This is a genomic window from Streptomyces catenulae, assembly GCF_000718015.1.
GTDB lineage: Bacteria > Actinomycetota > Actinomycetes > Streptomycetales > Streptomycetaceae > Streptomyces > Streptomyces catenulae.
This window is the reverse complement of sequence record NZ_JODY01000003.1, coordinates 368,407-388,216: the sequence shown is the minus strand read 5'-3', so window position 1 is coordinate 388,216 and position 19,810 is coordinate 368,407. Positions and strand designations below refer to the sequence as shown.

At 74.2% G+C, this 19,810-nt stretch carries 6 protein-coding genes; 5 read left to right on the top strand and 1 reads right to left on the bottom strand.

Translation table 11 applies throughout. The annotated features are described in order from the left end of the window. Window positions 1–70: 70 nt before the first annotated feature. From IF23_RS0105665 to IF23_RS0105640, 5 genes are all read left to right on the top strand, one after another. Entirely contained in the window at window positions 71–7,426 is a 7,356-nt protein-coding gene (locus IF23_RS0105665; RefSeq protein ID WP_030280454.1) for a hypothetical protein, read from the top strand. A gap of 5,896 nt (window positions 7,427–13,322) precedes the next feature. Continuing rightward, window positions 13,323–15,980, top strand: a complete 2,658-nt coding sequence (locus tag IF23_RS0105655) for a right-handed parallel beta-helix repeat-containing protein (protein ID WP_030280450.1) — start codon at window positions 13,323–13,325, stop codon at window positions 15,978–15,980. Window positions 15,981–16,026: 46 nt separating this feature from the next. Next, entirely contained in the window at window positions 16,027–16,911 is an 885-nt protein-coding gene (locus IF23_RS31900; RefSeq protein ID WP_030280448.1) for a ricin-type beta-trefoil lectin domain protein, read from the top strand. Window positions 16,912–17,080: 169 nt separating this feature from the next. Continuing rightward, complete coding sequence (locus IF23_RS0105645; protein ID WP_078653799.1) at window positions 17,081–18,085, top strand: helix-turn-helix domain-containing protein; 1,005 nt, start codon at window positions 17,081–17,083, stop codon at window positions 18,083–18,085. A gap of 280 nt (window positions 18,086–18,365) precedes the next feature. Further along, window positions 18,366–19,067 (top strand): dioxygenase family protein, encoded by a 702-nt coding sequence (locus tag IF23_RS0105640; RefSeq protein WP_078653798.1) that lies wholly within the window; start codon window positions 18,366–18,368, stop codon window positions 19,065–19,067. A gap of 165 nt (window positions 19,068–19,232) precedes the next feature. Here IF23_RS0105640 and IF23_RS0105635 read toward each other — a convergent pair whose 3' ends face one another. Beyond that, window positions 19,233–19,676: an SRPBCC family protein gene (locus IF23_RS0105635; RefSeq protein WP_030280444.1), complete on the bottom strand. Its 444-nt coding sequence runs from the start codon at window positions 19,674–19,676 to the stop codon at window positions 19,233–19,235. Window positions 19,677–19,810 lie beyond the last annotated feature (134 nt).

The following is a 19,810-nucleotide window of genomic DNA, read 5'->3' as shown; positions in this document are numbered from 1 at the left end:
CGCACCGCACCCACCCCCACCACCCTGCCGCGCCGCCCGCGGCAGCCGTTCAAGGAAGGCCGGTACGTCGTTGCCCCGCGAAACGGACTGGAGCGCCCTGGGCCTGGACTCGGACCCGACCCCGGGTGACGCGGCCAGGATCCGGGAGGTCATCGCGTCCCAGCAGGAGCTGGTCGATCTCGCGGACAAGATCGACGACGGGCTCACCGAGGTGAAGAACACCACGGACGGCGCCTTCGTCGGCAAGACCGGTGACGCGTTGCGCGAGGTCATCGACGGCAAACTGCGCAAGTTCGTCTCGACGTTCCGCGAGGCGCAGGAGGACGTGCAGAGCGCGCTGCGGACGTACCAGGCGGTCATGGAGGAGCAGCAGGGCCGCGCGGACACGGCGCTCCAGCAGGCCAAGGGGCTCGACGAGGACGACGAGGACGGCCGGGACTCGCTGAAGTCGACAGCGAAGGACGCCGGGGACGTCCAGAAGGAGGCGTCCAAGACGGCGGCGCGGGCGGTGCGGGCGGCCGGTGACAAGATCGCCTCGCCGATCGACGCCTGCGACGAGATCATGAAGGCGCTCAGCTGGCTGGCGATCATCCTGATCATCCCGGCGATCATCGTGGGCGGTCCGGTGGCGCTGTTCGCCGTCGCGCTGAACGTCGCCATCTTCATCAAGACCGCGGTGGACTTCGCCAACGGTGACGCCAGCGCGCTGGACCTGTTGCTGGCCGGGCTCGGCATGATCGCGCCCAGCACCAAGGGTCTGCAGATCACCAAGGTGTTCCAGAGCCTGCGGGGGCTGGCCGCCAAGGGCATCAGCGGCGTCAAGACGGCGTTCACCTCGTTCAAGAACGTCTTCACCGGGCGCAACATCCTCAACATGTCGCTGCATCTGTTCTTCGGCACGAAGGACTTCGCGCGGGGCGCGGCGAGTTGGAGCCGGGGCCTGAACGGGCTGTGGACGCACACCCCGTTCACGAAGATCCCCGGCTTCGGCGGCCGGATCTTCACCGGGATGAACGGCGCCTTCCACATCGTCACGCCGTTCAAGGCGCTGCCGATGATGCTGCCCGCGGGCATCAGCGGGCTGCACTTCGCGGGGGCGCTCGCGTACGGCGGGATGAAGGGCATCGGCAACGCGGCGAAGTGGATCGGCTCCGGGCTGGTCGCGGGCGGCAGGTCCGTGGTCGACGGGTTGTCCGGCTTCAAGGCGCTGCGGCTGATCCTGCCGGTGGACGCCGCCGAGATCCAGGCGCTGGGCGTCGGCAAGGCGCTGCGGATCGGCTTCATCGACCGCGGCATGTTCGGCAAGTACCGCTTCGGCGCGGTCGGTGCGGGCGGGCGGCTGCTGGGCGGCGCCGGGCCGATCAACCATCTCGCGGGCGCGGGCGGCGGCTCCATCCCGTCGGTGCACATCGACCCGATCGGCGACCTCGCGGTGATGCGGACCGGGAACTTCGCCGGTCCCGGGTCGTTCTCGCCGTCGCTGTCGATGCACGGCGTCGGCACCCCGCCGGCGATGCACCTCGACGGTTCGATGGCCGGGCTGAGCACCCCTCATCTGTCCATGCCGAAGCTGGAGGGCATGGGCGCCGGGCTGCACGGCGGGATCTCGATGCCGTCGGTGCAGGGCCTGGGCGGGCTGCACGGCGGGCTGAACCTGCCGTCGGTGCAGGGGCTCGGCGGGCTCGACTCGTCGCTCGGCGGACTGTCGAACCTCGGCCACTCCGGGGTGCTCGGCAACCTGCCGACCGTCGGCCCCGTCTCGCATCTCTCGCCGCAGGGCGGGCTGTCCGGGGTGGCGGCGCCGGGCGGGGCGACCGGTCTGGGCGGGCACGGTCTCGGGTCGGTCTCCTCCGGGCACCTCAACGTCTCGCACGGGCTGGGCGATCTGGGCAACATCGGCTCGGGCGCGCGGATCGCGGACGTCCCGGCGCTGCGCTCCTTCGACCTGCCGTCGCCGTCGACCGCGATGCCGCACGGTTCGTCCGCGGGCCTGGTCGACCTCGGTCATGTCGAGGCGCCGGGCGTACCGGCGGCCGGCACCTTCGATCTGCACACCGGCTCCCTGACGCCGGGCGCGATGCCCACCGTCGGGCATCTCGACATCCCGGCCACCGGGGCGCACACCCCGGTGGCGACGCCGTCCGTCGGCCGTCTCGACCTGCCCGCGACGGGCACCACCGCCCCCGTGGTGACCGCGCCGGGCGAGATCCATCTCCCGGCCACCGGCTCGGTGACGCCGGGTCCGGTGCACGGGCTGGCCCACACCGAGGTGCCGGGCGCCGCCGTCAACGCGGGCGCCGGGCGGATCGCGGACGTCGGCGCGGGACGCGGTCTCGGCGCCGGGGTGGACGTCTCCGGCATCACCCCGCCGACCCTCGCCACCCACGGCATCACCCCGCCGGTGACGGGCGTCCACGGGATCACGCCCCCGGCCACCGCCACGCACGGGATCACCCCGCCGGGCACCGTCACCCACGGTGTGGACGTGCCCGCGGCCGGAGCCACCGGCGTCGTCCCGCCCCCGGCAGCGCGTGGTCTGACGCCGCCGACCGCCGGGGAGCACCTGGCCCCGCCGACCGTGCAGCCGGGCGCCACCGCGCACGGCATCACCCCGCCGCCCGCCGCCGCGGCGCACCCCGAGGTGCCCGCGGTGGGCGGTGCGGTGCGCACCTCGCAGGGCGGGTTCGGCGGGGATCTTGCCGGGCTGGGCGAGCGGTCCGTCCCGGCGCCCGGCCACGGCATGCCCGACGGACCGGGCGCCGTGCCGGGCCACCCGGTGGAGACCCCGGCGACCGGCTCGGCGGTCACCGCCGTGCCGGAGCCGAAGCTGCCGGAGGTGCCCGGCGCCGGAACGCCGGGCCACGGCGTCACCGCGCTGGACGGTGCGACCACGCCGGTGGTTGCGCACGGTGCGGGCGGGATCGACGTCCCGGGCGCCGAGGCCGTCCGCCCGGGCACCGGGCACCTCCCCGCCCCGGGCGCCCCGCACGGGCGGGCCGACGGCGTCGACCTCGGCGGTCCGGACGGCGTCGGGACCGGCGGGAAGGGCAAGGGCAGGGCGCCCGACCCGTTCGCGCAGTGGAAGAACGAGTCGCTCGCCAAGGTGGACGTGTTCCGCAAGCCCGGCGATCTCCCGGGCGACCTGGAGGCGCGGTTGGGCGCCTGGGACCGGGTGCAGCGGGCGCGGATCGACCATACGGCGGCGGAGGGACGGCTGGACGCGGTCGGCGGCCGGATCGACGGTCCCTCGTCCGGTCCGTCCGTCGGTGAGCAGGCGCTGGCGGACTTCCGGGCCACCGGGAAGGCGCTGGACGACGCCGAGGACGCGTTCCGGGTGCACGGTATGGACCCGCACGACGTGACGCGGAAGCTGGACGCGCTGGACGCCGCGTCGCTGAAGGAGCGTCCGCGGCTCCTGGGCGGCGCGGTGCCGAGCGGCCGGTTCGAGCGGGAACTGCCCGGTGTCGAGGGCGCGGTGGTGCGGGCGCCGCGGGGCGCGGCCCCGGACGTCGTCGACGCCGGTGCCCTCGGGGACCGCCTCGTCGTCCACGGCGGCGCGGGCGACCGGCAGTTCCGCGTCGAGCTGCTGGACGCGCCGGGCGGCAGCCCCGTCCGCACCTGGCACTACCAGCGCGGGATGGGGCTGGCCTTCGGCGGCGAGGACTTCGTGCTGCGCGGCGGCGCGTTCGACGGCGCGACGGTCGCCACCACCTCGAAGCTGGGGGTGTCGACGGCGGCGCCCGTCGACGCGGCCGGGCACTCCTGGCCGGTGCGGATCGACGGGGACGAGGTCACCATCGCCTCGCCGGGCGGACCGCAGCGCTACACCTGGTCGGGCGCCTTCCAGGACGGCCCGTTGCTCCCGGCGCCGCACACCGACCCGCCCCCGGCCGCCGCGGGTCTGACCGGCGACGCCGCCGCGAACTGGGGCAAGCTCGTCGATCTGGCCCGGGTCCACCTGGGCGAGTCGGCCGTGAACAAGACGGTCGAGGCCATGATGAACAAGGTCATCGGCGGCGGGTTCACCGGCAAGCGCGGCTACGGCGGTTTCGTCGACCCCGAGGCGCTGGTCCGCGGCGATCTGGTCGGGCAGACCAAGCAGTTCCACGGCCTCACCCAGGATCTGCTGTTCAAGGGCGCCAACGAGCGCATCACCGTCTACCGCGGCGTGTCGATGGAACCGGCGGCCCAGACGGTGGACACCTTCATCGAGCGGCTGCCGATCTCGACGTCCAACACCTTCGAGTTCCAGCCGGTGTGGGCGAAGAACGGGGTGCTCAGCAACCGCGTCGTCTTCGAGATCGACGTCCCCGCCGACCACGGCAAGCTCGCCATGTCGTACCCGCCGCACTACGACCACGCCGGTGCGGGCGCCGCGCCGCCCAAGAGCGACCAGTGGGAGGTCACCCTCCCGCCGACGACGCTGGTCCGTACCGGGCCCAACCGCATCGATCCGGACAGCGGCCTGACGATCGTGCCGGTCCGCGCCGAGGCGATCTCTCCGGACGACTTCGCCACCGTCATCAAGGCGGAGTGGTCCGGCTTCCCGTCGGGCACCGCCTTCGACGACTTCGGGCGCGCCTTCGAGCCGGGCGCCGTCGGCCGCTGGGAGGGGCTGGAGGGCGCCTTCGCCCGCTCCGAGCTGAACGGGGACGGCCTGGTGCGGACGGTCACCGTCACCAAGCCGGGCCACTCCGGCGAGCTGACCATCGGGATCACCCACCTGCCGGAGCAGCAGTCCGTCCGTCTGACGTTCACCGACGGGGACGGCAAGCTCCTCTCCGACCGGACCTTCGACCAGCAGAAGTTCCGCGGTCTCGGGCAGGATCTGCGGGGCGGTGTGCTCCACAACAACGAGGTGATGAAGCCGCTGCCGCTGCCCGAGGGCTGGCACGGCTCCCCGGCACCGGCGGCGCCGCACTCCCCCGGCGCCGTCGAGGCGACGGGCACGCCGGGGCGGCTCCCGGATCCCGCCGTCGTCGCGTCCCGGCCGTCCGGCGCGGAGCTGGACGCGCTCTGGGCGCGGGAGTCCGACGCCCGGCTGGACGTCTTCCGCAGCCCCGGCGCCTCCGACGAGGTGGTCGACGCGCGGGTCGGCGCCTGGGGCGAGGTGCAGCGCGCGCAGCGGGAGTTCGACCAGGCGCAGCTGGACTTCGACATCAACGGTGGCCGCGGGGACGGCGGTTCGGGCGGCCCGACCGTCGGCGAGCAGGCGCGGGTTGACCTCGACGCGGCGGCCAACCGGCTCGGCCACGCCCGGGACAGCTTCCGGCAGCTCGGCATGGACCCGGACACCGTCGCGCACGAGCTGCGTGCCCTGGACGACCTCTCGCTCGCCGAACGCCCGCGGCTGCTGGGCGGGGCGCAGGCGAGCGGCCGGTTCGAGAAGGATCTGCCAGGTCTTGCCGGGGTGGTGGTCCAGGCGCCGCGCCGTGAGGTGCCGACGCTCGCGGGCGCCGAGGAGTTCGGCGACCGGCTGGTCGTCCACGGCGGCGCCGCCGACAGCCGGTTCAGCGTCCAGCTGCTGGACGCGCCGGGCGGCAACCCCGTCCGCACCTGGCACTACCAGCGCGGTCTGGGTCTCGCCCTCAGCGGGGAGGACATCGCGCTGCGCGGCGGTCCGCTCGACGGGATCACGGTCGCGACGACATCGAAGCTGGGGAAGTCCACGGCGGCGCCGGTGGTGGACGCGGCGAGCGGCCACGCCTGGCCGGTGCGGATCGAGGACGGCCATGTCACCGTCGCCTCGCCGTCCGGTCCGCAGCGCTATCTGTGGTCCAACGGCGCGTTCCACGACGCCCCGCCGGTCCCGGCGCCGCACACCGGCACGCCGCCCGCCGCCGCCGGGCTGACCGGCCGGTACGCGGAGAACTGGAACTCCCTCATCGATGTGGCCCGGGTGCATCTCGGACGGGCCGACACCGACGGCAAGGTCGCGGCGCTGATGCGGGACGTCATCGGCGGCTCGTTCACCTCCAAGCGCGGCTACGGCGGTTTCGTCATCCCGTCGAAGCTGGAGGACGGCGCGCTGCTGGCGAAGGTGGAGGACTTCCACCGGGTGACGCGGGACCTGCTGTTCGAGGGCCCCAACAAGGAGCTGACGGTCTACCGCGGCGTCTCCATGGACCCCGCCTCCCAGGCGGCGGACACCTTCACCGAGCGGCTGCCGATCTCCACCTCCAACACCTTCGACTTCCAGCCGGAGTGGGCGAAGAACGGGGTGATCAGCAACCGCGTGGTCTTCGAGATCCAGGTCCCGGCGGACCACGGCAAGCTGGCGATGGCGTACCCGCCGCACTTCGACCACGGCGCGAACCCGGCGCCGCGCAGCCCCGAGCAGTGGGAGATCACCCTCTCCCCCACCACGCTGGTGCGCACCGGGCCGAGCCGGATCGACCCCGGCAGCGGCCTGACGATCGTGCCGGTCCGCGCCGAGGCGATCTCCCCGGACGACTTCGCCACCGTCATCAAGGCGGAGTGGCCCGGACTCCCGTCGGGCTCCGCCTTCGACGACTTCGGGCGCGCCTTCGAGCAGCCCTCGCTCGTCCGCTGGAGCGGCTTCGAGGACGTCACCGTGCACCCCTCACTCAGCGAGAACGGGCTGGTGAAGACCTTCACCGTCACCAAGCCGGGAGCGTCGGCGTCACCTTCACCGGTCCCGGCGGCGAGAAGCTGCTCGACAAGAGCTGGAGCGGCACCGGCTTCACCCATATCGCCGCCGATCTGCGCGGCGGGGTGCTGCACAACGCGGAGGAGTTCAGCAGCCTGCCGAAGCCGGGCAGTTGGGACCGTCCGCACACCCCGGCGGACGGCCTCTCCTCCTCCCTCGGCGGTCTCCACCTGGACGGCGCCCCCACCGGCGGCCTCAGCGCCAAGGCCCTGGGCAAGCTCCCCGAGGGCACCGTCCCCTCCGTCCACGCCTCCCGCCCCACCGGCGCGGAGCTGGACGCCGCCTGGATCCGCGAGTCCGACGCCCGGCTCGACGTCTTCCGCCGCCCCGGCGACTCCGAGGACACCGTCCGGGCCCGCGTCGACGCCTGGGTGGAGGTCCAGCGGGCCCGGCGGGAGCTGGACGGGGCGCAGTTCCGCCTCGACACCGAGGGCGGCAACGGCGCCGGAAGTTCGGAGAGTCCGTTCACCGTCGGCGACCATGCGCGGCTCGGCCACGAGGCGGCGGGCCACCGGCTCGACCTCGCCCGGGACGCGTTCCGGGCGCACGGCATGGACCCGGACGCGGTCGGCGCCCGGCTGGACGAGCTGTTCGCCGCCTCGCTCAAGGAACGCCCGCGGCTGCCCGGCGGCAGCGGCGGCGAGCTGGGACCGCACCAGAAGGAGCTGCCGTTCGGCCACGGCGCGGTCGTCGAGGCGCCGCGCGGTGGGCTGCCGCAGTTCCGTGACGGGGACGACGCCGGTGGTCTGCTGGTGATGCACGCCGAGGACTTCAGCCCGCGGAACAAGCAGTTCCGGGTGGACCTGCTGGACACGCCCGGCGGCAGCCCCGTCCGCACCTGGCACTACCGGGTCGGCCTGGGCAACCGGCTCACCCCGGCGGGCGAGGACCTCGTCCTGCACGGCGGGCCGCTCGACGGCACCCGCCTCACCACCACCCCGCACCTCAACGAGCCCCGCCCGGCGCCGGTGGTGGACGCGGCGAGCGGCCACTCCTGGCCGGTGAAGTACGAGGACGGGCACCTCGTCGTCGCCTCGCCGTCCGGTCCGCAGCGCTATCTGTGGTCCAACGGCGCCTTCCACGACGCCCCGCCGGTCCCCGCACCGCACACCGGCGCGCCGCCCGCCGCCGCCGGGCTGACCGGCGAGGCGGCCGACAACTGGAACTCCCTCATCGATGTCGCCCATGTCCACCTCGGACGCGCCGAGGCCGACGGTACGGTCGCCGCGCTGATGCGGGACGTCATCGGCGGCTCGTTCACCTCCAAGCGCGGCTACGGCGGCTTCCTCAACCCGGGGGCGGCGAGCGACCATCTCCTCGGCAAGGTGCGGGACTTCCACCGGGTGACGCAGGACCTGCTGTTCGAGGGCCCCAACAAGGAGCTGACGGTCTACCGCGGCGTCTCCATGGACCCGGCGAGTCAGGCGGCCGACACCTTCGTCGAGCGACTGCCGATCTCCACCTCCAACACCTTCGACTTCCAGTCCGAGTGGGCCGAGGGCCTGGTGCTGAGCAACCGGGTGGTCTTCGAGATCCACGTCCCGGCCGATCACGCCAAGCTCGTCATGGCGTACCCGCCGCACTACGACCATGTGGCCGCGGGCGCCCCCGTGCCGCGCAGCCCCGACCAGTGGGAGATCACCCTTCCGCCGACGACGCTCGTCCGGACCGGTCCGGCGCGCGTCGAGGGCGGGCTGACGGTCGTGCCGGTACGCGCCGAGGCGATCTCGCCGGACGACTTCGCCGCCGTCATGCGGGAGGAGTGGCCGGGTCTGCCGTCGGGCACCGCGTTCGACGACTTCGGGCGCGCCTTCGACGAGCCGTCGCTCGTCCGCTGGAGCGGTTTCGAAAACGTCACCGTGCACCCCTCGCTCAGCGAGAACGGGCTGGTGAAGAGCGTCGGCGTCACCTTCACCGGTCCCGGCGGCGAGAAGCTGCTCGACAAGAGCTGGAGCGGCACCGGCTTCACCCATATCGCCGCCGATCTGCGCGGCAACGTCCTCCACAACGGCGAGGACTTCAACCGGCTGCCCGTGCCCGACAGTTGGGAGAAGACGCCGCCGCACACCCCGGCGGACGACCTCACCACCTCCGTCGGCGGCCTCCACCTGGACGGCGCCCCCACCGGCGGCCTCAGCCCCAAGGCCCTCGGCAAGCTCCCCGAGGGCACGCTCCCCTCCGTCCACGCCTCCCGCCCCACCGGCGCCGAGCTGGACGCCGCCTGGATCCGCGAATCCGACGCCCGGCTCGACGTCTTCCGCCGCCCCGGCGACTCCGAGGACACCGTCCGGGCCCGCGTCGACGCCTGGAACGACGTGCAGCGGGCACAGATCGACCTCGATCAGGCGCAGTTCCACCTGGACACCCGGGGCGGGCGCACCGACGGCTCCTCGCACGGGCCCAGCGTCGGCGAGCGGGCCCGTACCGAACTGCACTCCGCGCAGACCCGGTTCGACGAGGCCCGGGACGCGTTCCGGGCGCACGGCATGGACCCGGACGCCGTCCGCGCCCGGTTGGACGACCTCCTGGACGCGTCCTTGAAGGAACGCCCCCGGCTGGTGGGCGGCGCCGGACGGTCGACCCGGCCGGGCGAGTGGCACGAGATGCAGGCCCTGGACCAGGCTGGAGTCCCGGCCGTCCCCGTCCCGCCGCACACCCCGGCGCCGACCACGCACCCGACGCCCCCGCCCGGCGGGCACACGGCGCCGCCGCCCGCCGCGGCAGTGCACGGCACCCCGCCGCCCGCGGGCACCGGCGCCCCGCGCCAGGTGTCGCTGCACACCCCGGAGGGGCTGACGCTCTACCGCACGGTGGTGGAGACGCCCGACGGCCCGGTCCTGCGGTTCGGCGACGGCGCACCGGTGCCGGGCGCCCGCGTCGAGGCGTACGGCGACCACCTCCGCGTCTCCACCGCCCAGGGCCATCAGGTCTTCGACCGACAGGGCGGTCAGCTGCACGATCTGGTGGCGCTGACCGACGCGGACGGCGCGACGCACTTCGCCCACCGGCCGCTCACCCGGCCCGGCGGCGCGGCGCCCGCCCCGTCCGGACCGCTGCACACCGCCGACGGCGCCCCGCTGCCCGGTACCGAGGTCGCCGCGCACGGCGACGGCTTCCGGGTCACCGACGCCACCACGGTGCATGTCTTCGACGCCTCCGGCGCCCACGAGTTCCGGGCGCTGCGCCTCCCGGACGCCCCCGGCGCCGCCGGGCAGTCGCTGCGGGTGTACGAACACGGCGCGGTGGACGTCCTCGGCGCCGACCTCCAGCGGGCCGAGGGCTTCACCGCCCGCACCCGGCCCGGCGGCGGCTTCCGTGTCGAGGACGGCGACGGCGGCTTCCGGCTGGTCGCCGCGGACGGCACGGTGACCCATGTCGTCACCCCGGAGGGCACCACCTTCCATGTCGCGGACGGCGCCGGGAACCACCTGTACGACGCGGTGCGGCTCGGCGACATGCCCGACGGCCGGTTCCTGCGCGCGGGCTCCGACGAACTGCTCGACGCCCACCTCGACGCCACCGGCGTCCACGTCGTCCGGCAGCCCGACGGCGGCTTCCGCGTCGACGGCTCCGGGCCGCTGCGCCGGGGCGAGTACACGCTCTACCGGGCGGACGGCAGCCCGGAGAGGATGCGGATCAACGTCGTCCGCCACGGTGCGCCGCTCCCCGGCCACCACTTCGAGGTGGACTTCCCGGCGCCGCCCGCCGACGGCGCGGACGCCGCGGCGGCCACCTGGAAGCGGATCACGCCCGGCACCACGGAGCGGCCGGATGCCACCGCGAAGTGGTTCGACTCCGGCACCGTCGGCGAGAAGGGGCTCGGCGAGGGCCGGGTGCAGCTGCTCAGCCACAGCGGCGCCGAGGTCTTCGAGCGGCGCCCGCTGCCCGGCGGCGGCTTCCTCGACGCCCAGCGGCCCACCGGCGCCACCGGCTTCGCCCGCTTCGGCCACCAGCGCAGCGACTGGCAGGAGATCCTGGCCGACGGCACCGCCGGTCGCCACGGCCACCGCCACTTCGGCACCAGCGGCCGCAGTTGGTACGACATGGACGGCGCCACCCGCGTCCGGCACTGGCGGGAGAACCCCGACGGCGGCCATGTCCTCGCCGAACTGGACCGCACCCCGCTCACCCAGGGGCTGACCGGCCGCCCCACCACCTGGCACCGCTACGACGCCGAGTACCGGCACCTCGCCCAGGGCGAGCGGACGTGGAGCCCGGGGCGCGGCTGGACCGACACCCTGACCGACCCGCGGACCGGGCTGACCGAGACCGTCCACGAGCGGTTCGGGCGGCTGCACGCCGACAACAACCGCCGGTACTTCCAGCGGGAGATGGCGGCCGACGGCACCCTGAAGCGGGACTGGATCTCGCACTCCGCGCACGGCAAGGAGAACGCCGCGGGCACCACCCTGAAGGACGGCGGGTTCCTGGAGACCCACCGCCTCATGGAGCAGCGTCCGCCGTCGTGGGTGCGGCAGTTGCTCTCCTCCGTCGAGCACCGCACGTTCGCCGGGAAGAGCTGGCTCGCCGCCGACAACGGCTTCCAGGTGCACACCTGGAAGTACACCCCGGCCGGTGCCGACGCGCCCACGACCACCGGCGTACGGCTGGTGGGCCGGGACGGCTCGACGCTCGACGTGGCCTCCGACGGCACCGTCGTCCGCGCCACCTCCACCCTCTCCGACGGCTCCAAGCTGACCGTCGGCGAGGTGGAGCTGCCGACCGGCGCCACCCCGCGGGACGGCTATCTGCCCTGGTCGGCGGGGGACGACGGACTCAAGGGCCACCGCACCTTCCACGCCGGTGACTTCACCGGCACCGGCGGCGGCGACCGCGGGCACGGCGGACTCGTGTGGCAGGACCGCTACCGGCCCGGCGCCGCCGAGGGCGACTGGTTCACACCGGGCGCCGGGGAGTGGCGCGTGGCGCGGGAGGGCTTCGCCGACGGCACCGTCGTGGAGTACCGCACCCCGCCGCGTGCCGCGGACGCCGACGGCACGGTGCACGCCGGGCCCGGCGACGACTGGATCCGTACCGACCAGCACGGCGAGATCGTGGCGCGCCGCGACACCTGGCCGGGCGGCGTCGAGGTCACCGCGGGCGGGCGTCCCGGCGCCGCCGAGATCACCTGGCAGGCGGGCGGCGAGTCCGGTGTCCGGGTGCAGTCGGCGGGCGGCGGCACCGGCCGGTACTGGGACAACGCCTCGTACCAGGACTTCGACTCCACGGGTCGGCTGGTCCGCGAGCACCGGGTGCTCGACGACGGGACGTCCGTCGACGCCTGGCGGGTGCCGGGACGCGACGGCGAGCCGTCGGTGTGGCACTGGAACAAGACCGACAAGGACGGCCACCTCCTGCAGTTCGGCGACGGCGCCGACGGCCGGATCCGCACCTGGACCGACGCCCGGGGTACCGCACTGGACGACTGGCGCAAGGGCGCGCTGTGGGCCGACCGCGCCGACGGCGTGCTGGTCCAGGAGATCCCGCCGGTGCCGCGCTCCGGCTCGGCGTTCCAGGACCACTTCGGCGACCCGTCGGTCCGGGTCCGCGAACACCGGGCGACGCCCGACGCGGAGTACACGGCCGGTACGTGGCGGGAGTTCGACAACGGGGTGGCGGTGCGGACGCGTACCGCGCTGGACGACGGGACGTTCCTGGAGTCCGACGCCTGGAACAAGCAGTGGCGGCGCTACGGCGGCGCGGACGGCACCACGCTGCTGTCGGAGCGGACGATGGCCGGGTACGTCTGGGAGCGGGACAGTTTCGGCCGGATGGGGCTGGTCGGCCGGGAGAACGACTTCCGCGGCTGGGCGGCCGAGTTCCGCGGCGGCAGCCGGATGCTCCGTGAGCCGAACCGCTTCGAGTGGTCGAAGACCGTGAACGGCGAATCGCTGTACACGCCGTTCGTGCAGAAGGCGGCGACGCAGGCGCTGGTGGAGTTCCTCCAGGAGTTCACGCTCGACTTCACCGTCGGCCTGATCGTCAACGCCGTCGCGGCGGAGATCTCCGGCCGGGAGTTCAGCTGGACGGACGTGGCCAAGGCGGCGTTCGGCGCGTCGGTCGGCTCCACCGTGAAGATCGGGGTGAGCGGGCTGCACAACATGGCCGGGCGCGGCGGCACCCTCAAGACCGGGATGAGCAACGTCGATTCCGGCAAGCCGTTCGCCCGGCCCCCGGCCTCCGACGACACCTGGGCGTCGGAGTGGGCGGGCAACGAGAAGGTCACCCGCTGGCGGGCCGGTACCTACGACTTCAGCGTCGGTATCACCTCCGGTCTGGCGTCCGGCCTCATCGTCGGCGCCGCCAACTCGGCGATCTTCGGGGTGTACGACTCCAACGGCAACCTCGTCCATCTCTCGGGCACCGACGCCCTGCGCGAGGGCGCCCTCGGTATGGCCTCGGGCCTCGCCGGCGGCCTCACCTTCGGAGCCGGCAAGACACTGCTGCAGCAGTCCGCGGCGGGCAGGTTCTACCATCGGCAGGGTCTGGTGGACCTGTTCCTGGTGGGTGGCATCAGCAAGTTCGCCGACAAGATGTTCGGCGGGCTGGTCCTCACCCCCGAGCTGCGCAAGGCCGATCCGCCGTGGTGGCAGCAGCAGCCCGCACCGGAGCCGTCCGAGGACGACCCGCACGACCCGCAGGAGAGCACGTCATGACGAACCCCGTGTACCGCGTCGCCGCCCGGGGGCGCGGTGCCCACCGGACGATCTCCGACGCGGTGGCGGCCGTCCCCGCGGGCGCGGTGATCGCCGTCGCGCCGGGCACCTACCCGGAGCACGTCCGGCTGGAGCGCCGGGTGGTGCTCGTCCCCGAACAGGGCCCCGGCACCGTCGAGATCCGTCCGGCGCACGGCCCGGCGCTGAGCGTCGCCGCGCCGGACTGCGCGGTGCGGCAGCTGACGCTCCAGGGCACCGACCCGGCGGAGGCGCTGGTGCGGGTCGAGGACGCGGCCGGTCTGGTGCTGGAGGAGTGCGCGCTCAGCCACGGCCGGATCGAGGTGCTGGGGCGGCCCGACGCGCCGGACGCCCCGGAGGCCGAACCGCCCGAGGAGGCCGCCCGGCTGGCGGTGCTGCACGGCGCGCTCACCGCGGACCTGGTGGCGGACCTCCAGGACCCGACAACCGGCGGGGTGCTGCTGTTGCGCCGTACCCGGCTGCACGGCGCCCGCCATGCCGCGCTGCACGTCAGCGGCGACGGCCGGGCGCGGTTGGAGGACACCGTGATCACCTCGGTCGACGGCATCGGGGTGGTGCTGTCGGGCACCGCGCGGGTGGTCGCCGACGGGCTGCGGATCACCGGGAGTTCCGGCTCGGCGCTGCGCGCCCGGGGCGCGACCCGGCTGGCGGTCCGCGCCGCCCGGCTGACCGGCCCGGGCCGTCACGGCGTGCTGGCGCAGGACACCGCGCAGGTGCTGCTGGACGACTGCCTGGTGGCGGGTGCCGCGGGCTCCGGCGCGCAGGCCGAGCACGAGGCGCGGATCGATCTGACCGGCTGCCGCATCGCGGCGCCGGGCGGCAGCGGTCTGGTGACCGGCGGCGGCGCCCGGCTGACCGCACGGGACTGCCGGGTGGTGACCCCGACGGCCAACGGCGCGCTGGCGCTGGGCGACAGTGCGCTGGAGCTGGTGGACTGCGCGGTCTCCGGCAGCGGTTTCAGCGCCCTGCACCTGGGCGAGCGGGCCCGCGGTGGGCTGACCGGCTGCCGGATCACGGACAGCGAGGAACACGCGCTGGTCGTCACGGACGAGGCCCGGGCGCGCGCCGCGGACACCACGCTGAGCGACGCCGCGATGTGCGGGGTGCAGGTGGCGGTGGCCGGTGCGGTGGCGCTGACCGGCTGCCGGGTGACGGGCGGCGAGAGCGGCGTGCGGCTGCTGTCGGCCGAGGAGTCGGAGCTGACGGAGAGCACGGTCGCCGGGCAGCGCAAGGCCGGTGTGGAGCTGGGCCCGGGCGCCCGGGCGCGGCTGACCGGCACCCGGATCGCGGACGTGGGCAGCGCGGGGGTGACGGTCGCGGGCGGCGCCCGGCTGCGGATGGACGGCGGCGGGGTGTTCCGGGCCGGCGGCACCGCGCTGGTGCTGTGGAAGGACACCGACTGCGCGGTGACCGGCGTCCGTATCGACACCGCCGGGAAGAACGGCGTCCTGATCGGCGACGACGCCTCCGGCACCTTCGAGTACTGCGACATCCGCGCCACCGCCTTCCCCGCGCTGCACATCGGGGAGCGGGCCGAGCCGCGTTTCGTCCGCTGCCGGATCTTCGACTGCGGACAGGATCTGGGCACCGCGAAGGACGCGGCGCCGGTGTTCGAGGACTGTACGGCGCACGGTGTGGAGCAGTCGGTGCTGCCGACCGCGACGGCGTCGGGCCCCGGCCCGGCGGCGCCCGCCCGGCCCGGCGCGTCGGACCGGCCGTCCGGCCCGGCGTCCGACGCCGCGCGGCCGGAGGAGGACGAGGAGCTGGCCGACGAGGGCGCGCCCGAGGCGGAGCCGGAGTCGCTGGAGGACCTGCTGACCGAGCTGGGCGAACTGGTCGGTCTGGAGCGGGTCAAGAGCGATGTCGGCGGCATGGTGAAGCTGATGCAGACGGTCCGGCGGCGCCGCGAGGCCGGGCTCCCGGCGCCGCCCCTCAGCCGCCATCTGGTCTTCGCGGGCAACCCGGGCACCGGCAAGACAACGGTGGCGCGGCTCTACGGCAGGCTGCTGAAGGCGCTGGGGCTGCTGGCCGTCGGGCACCTGGTGGAGGTGGACCGCTCCGCGCTGGTCGGCGAGTACGTCGGCCACACCGGTCCGAAGACCACCGAGGCGTTCAACCGGGCGCGCGGCGGGGTGCTCTTCATCGACGAGGCGTACTCGCTGGCCCCGGCGGTCGCCGGGAACGACTTCGGTACGGAGGCCATCGCCACGCTGGTGAAGCTGATGGAGGACCAGCGCGACGAGGTCGTCGTCATCGCGGCGGGCTACCCCGACGACATGGACCGCTTCATCGGCTCCAACCCCGGTCTCTCCTCGCGTTTCTCGCGCACCCTGCTCTTCGAGGACTACAGCTCCGACGAGTTGGTGCACATCGTGGAGCACCATGCGGAGCGGCACGCGTACAAGCTGACCGACGAGGCGCGTGCGGCGCTGTCCGGTCACTTCGCGGCGATCCCGCGGACCGTCCGCTTCGGCAACGGCCGTACCGCGCGTCAGGTCTTCCAGGAGATGACCGAACGGCAGGCGATGCGCGTCTCCGAACTGGCGGCGCCCGACGCCGACGTCCTGATGCAGCTCTCCCCGCTCGACCTGCCGGAGAGCGCCCTCACCCGCTGACCACTCTCCCTCCCGTCCCTGCCAACCGTTCCGACTCGGAGGTCCCGTGCCACCGGACAATTCCCGCTCCCCCAGTTCCCCGCCGAAGGAACCACCCGGCGGTTTCTCGAAGACGTTCGCCCGCGACCCGGGCCGGGCCCGGATCGGGCTGCTGCCCGAGCGCCGGGTGTGGATCGCGCTCGGCTCGACCGTCGCGCTGGTCGCCGGAGCCGTGGTGCTCGGGCCGCTGGCCCAGCGCGGGCTGCAGATGAGCGCCGACGACACCCGGGTGGCCGCCGCCGCGGTGACCACCCCGTCGCCGGAGGCGTCGAAGAAGGCCGAGCCGTCGCCGAGCCCGACGGAGAAGACCGAGGCCACCGAGAAGCCCGGCGCCAAGCACGACGACGCGCCGCCGGCCGAACGGCCCACGCACGACGCGCCCCCGCCGCGCACCCAGGACACCCCGAAGCCTCCGGCACCGGGCCGGAACGGCGGGGTGACCGCGGACCGTCCGTCCACGGGCGGCGCCAAGCAGCACCCGGCGCGGGCGCCGAAGGTCACCGGCCCGACCGGGACCATCAACGGCATGAACGGCATCTGCCTGGACGTCGCCAACGGCAACCGCGCCAACGGCACGCCCATCCAGGTCCACGACTGCAACGGCATGCCCGCCCAGCGCTGGACGATGGCGTCGGACGGCACGGTGCGCGCGTACGGCAAGTGCATGGATGTCGCGGAGAACGCCACGTCGGACGGTTCGCTGATCCATCTGTGGGACTGCAACGGCCGTCCCTCGCAGCAGTGGATCTTCTCCGGTGCCCCGCACGACCTGGTGAACCTCCCGGCCAACAAGTGCCTGGACATCCGCGCCGCCAACGCCTCGAACGGCACGCGCGTCCAGATCGCCAACTGCTCGGGCAACCCGGCGCAGAAGTGGAGCGTGCCGACCTGATCCGGCCACCGGACGGCGACACCTGACCCACACCGGGCGCGGAGGATCCCCTCCGCGCCCGGCGGCGTGTGACGGCGGACCAACTGCCTTGTTTTTACGTGTTCTTGGCCGATCAGGGGTGGTTCGTTGGCCGGGCTCCGGGCCTTGCGGAGGTTCGTAGGGTGAGGGCGTGCCCAGACGCAGCGAACAGGCCGGGTCGGCGCGCGGTGGCCGCGCGGCGGGCCCCGCACCCGACGTCTTCGTCCCGCGCGGCGGTGTCAACGACGGCCCCCGCCACGACGATCCGGTGCCCCTGCACCGCCTCGACGTGCCCACGCCGCACCTCCTCCCCTTCGCGATCGGCTCGTTCGACACGATCGGCCCGCTGGCCCGGGCGAACTTCCCGCACCGCCACTCGTTCCACGAGATCGCCTACGTCACCGGCGGGCGCGGCGCCCATGTGGTGGATCTGGTCCGGCGGCCGCTGTGCCCGCCGGAGCTGAGCGTGATCGTGCCGGGGCAGGTCCACCACTGGGAGCAGGTGACGCAGTTGCACGGCTGGGTCATCCTCTTCACCGAGGACTTCCTGCTGGCGCACCCGGGCGACCGGGACGCGCTGGCGACGCTCGGCGGCTGTCCGGGGCTGCGGGTGACGGCCGGGGTGGCGCCGCGGATCGGGTCGCTGGTGGCGGAGATGGTCCGGGAGCACGGCGAGCGGGCCGACGGTTTCACCTCGGTGCTCCAGGCGCAGCTGCACATCCTGATCGCCCAGGCGCTGCGGCTGCCCGGCGTGTCCGGCCCGTCCCCGGCGTCGGGCCGGATGCCGCCGCTGGCCCGGGAGTTCGCCGCCCTGCTGGCCCGCCCCGGCGCCGCGGGCCGCACGGTCCGCTCGTACGCCGAGGAGCTGGGCGTCTCGGTGGGGCATCTGACCGAGGTGGTCAAGCGGGGCACCGGCCGAACGCCGGGCGGGCTGATCCGGCACGCGCAGACGGTCGAGGCGAAGCGTCTGCTCTCCGGCAGCGGGCTGAGCGTGGCCCAGGTGGCCGCCCGGCTGGGCTTCGCCGACCCGGCCTACTTCTGCCGCTTCTTCCGCCGCGAGACGGGGGTGAGCCCCGGGGACTTCCGCCGGGCGACGAGCGGTACGGCGCGGCAACGGGCCGACCGCGGGGCGCCGCTGGAGGAGGCGGGGGCGTAGCGGGGCTCCCGGAGGCGGGGCGGGCGACAGCCCGTGAGGTGTCCCGCCCGAGCCGTGGAATTCACCATGACCCCCGCGTCCAGTCCCTCGAACGCCCCGCGCCGACTGCCCTACCGTCTGTCGTCATCGGCCCGCACCACATGGTCCGGACCATGTGGCAGGACGACGGGGACGCCCGTCGCCCGTGGCGGTCCGTTCCGTACGCCCTCGCCGTCCCCCCCACCGAACTCCCCTCTCCCCCTCCCTCTCTCCCCCTTCCCCTCTCCCCCAGGAGCGCGCGATGGAAGACGACCGCAGTCAGGACCCCCGGCCGGGCGCCGCACCGGACGGTGCCGCCGACCGGCCCTCGCGTCCGATCAGCCGGAAGAACGTGCTCAAGGCCGCCGTCGCGGCCGTACCGGCGACGATGCTGCTCGGCGGGGTCGCGCTGGCCCGCGACCGCAAGCCCGTCGACGGCCCGCTCACCCCGACGCCCTACTGCGACGACGGGGACGACCCGACGCCGCCGCAGATCGAGGGCCCGTACTTCAAGCCCAACTCGCCGCTGCGCGACTCGCTCGTCGAGCCGGGCACCCAGGGAACGCCGCTGACGGTGAGCGGCTTCGTCTTCGGACTGTCCTGCACCCCGCTCGCCGACGTCCTGCTGGACTGGTGGCAGGCGGACGACGACGGCGCCTACGACAACACCGGATTCCGTTTCCGGGGGCATCAGTTCACCGACGCACGCGGCGCGTTCACGCTGACGACGATCGTGCCGGGGCTCTACCCGGGGCGCACCCGCCACCTCCATGTGAAGGTCCAGGCACCGGGCGGCCCGATCCTCACCACGCAGCTCTACTTCCCGGGCGAGCCGCGCAACAACACCGACCCGATCTTCGATCCGGCGCTGCTGATGAACGTGCGGGACGCGGGCGACGGCAAGGAGGCGACGTTCGACTTCGCCCTCCAGGTGTCCGGGGCGGCGCCCCGGTCGCGCGGCTGACCCGCGGCGGCGTCCGGTCGGCCGGGCGCCGCACGCGAACCGGCGGTGGGTTCCCGCACCCTGCACGAGGCGCGGGAACCCACCGCCGGAGTTCTGTTCACCCGGCGGGCCCGGGCGCGGGCCCGCCGGATCAGCGGCAGCGTACGCCGCCGGGTGCGGTGTCGCTCACTTCTCCGTCTCGGTGGCGAGATTGGCGAGAATCGCGTCGTAGATCCGGCCGAGGCCCTTGGGTGCGAAGGTCCGCTCGAAGAAGCCGCCGATACCACCGGCGCCCTGCCAGGTGGTGGTGACGACGACCTTGGCGCGCTTCTCGCCCGCCGGGGTGACCACCCAGGTGGTGACCATGGACGAGTTGCGGTCCTTCTCGACGAGCTGCCCGTCGGTCGGCTCGTCGACCTCCAGCAGACAGTCGCGGACCCGCTTGCTGGTCGCCTGGAGCTTCCAGTGCACCAGCGTGCCCTTGCCGTCGCCGCCCTCGCGGACCTCGTACTCGCTGAACTGCTCGGGCAGCAGCTTGCCGCGGGTACCGGTGTAGTCCGCGAGCGCGTCGAACACGTCCTCCGGGTCCGCAGCGATCTCCCGCTCGGTGACGGCCTCGACCTGACCCATGTGTGCTGTCCTCCACTTTTCGGCGCGGTCCTGCCCAGCGCGGTCCCGCGGTGCGCGCTCAGCCAACCATCCCGGGGCCACCCGCCCAAAATCGGGTGCAACCCATCCGAACGAACAGGTGTTCTATTGTAGTG